1 protein-coding gene and 1 pseudogene are annotated in these 852 nt (G+C 33.3%); both read left to right on the plus strand.

Translation table 11 applies throughout. The features are described 5' to 3' along the window. The first annotated feature begins 106 nt into the window (after nt 1-106). A complete protein-coding gene (locus G8761_RS26705; protein ID WP_166030959.1) occupies nt 107-391 on the plus strand; it encodes a PepSY domain-containing protein in 285 nt (94 codons plus the stop codon). 15 nt (nt 392-406) lie between these two features. Further along, nucleotides 407-852: pseudogene (locus G8761_RS26710) on the plus strand (hypothetical protein); the annotation flags it as partial.

Here is an 852-nt window from a genome sequence, read left to right on the forward strand (position 1 = left end):
GGCAGTTTAGTTGAAAAAGGACACTTTAACTTTATAATGAAAAAGTGTTAGTATAATATATTGGATATTATCCCGTTCAGATGGATTTATAGGTAGGAGTAAAGTTATGAACCGTATTATTAGGAAAATTCACCGCATCACAGGAATTATCGGTTCCTTCCTTGTATTAGTTATGGCAATAACAGGTTTATTGTTAAATCATAGAACCCTAATTGGCTATGATTCGGATAAAGAAATGATGATTCAAAAGTTCATCTTTGCACTTCACTCAGGAAGAATTGGACATTATTCAATCTTGTGGCTTACTGATTTGGCTTCTCTATGCATGGTAGTTCTGAGTATTACTGGAATATGCATTTGGTTCAAAAGTAGTCATGAAAAACATCATTGAAAAGGGAGAAATAAAATGAAATCCAAAAATTTATTAAGTTTGATGCTTACTATTCTGTTGGTTATAGCCCTATCGGCATGTAACTCAAAGGGAAATGATAAACAAACAACTGATTCAAACAATCAATCTTCACATAAACATTCAAATAATGATACAGAAGAACAGCACAGTGAAGAATCGAACCCATCACAAGCGGAGAAAGACTTCCAATCTGAATTAGATGGACTAACCAAGCTTCAAAGTGAGATTCAAAAAGGTGATTTCCAAAGTGCTGGAAATGAGTATGAAAGCCTTCATGAAGCTTTTCATACTTCTGTATTACCTCCTGTAGAGAAGAAAAACACTAATTTAGCGGAAGAAATGCATAATAAGTTTGATGCATTGGAAGAGGCTATTAATAAGAAAGATAAAACACAAGCTTCAAAAATGGTTGATACTAATCGCCAAAATATTTTGCAAGC

Source organism: Neobacillus terrae (assembly GCF_011393025.1).
GTDB lineage: Bacteria > Bacillota > Bacilli > Bacillales > Cytobacillaceae > Neobacillus_A > Neobacillus_A terrae.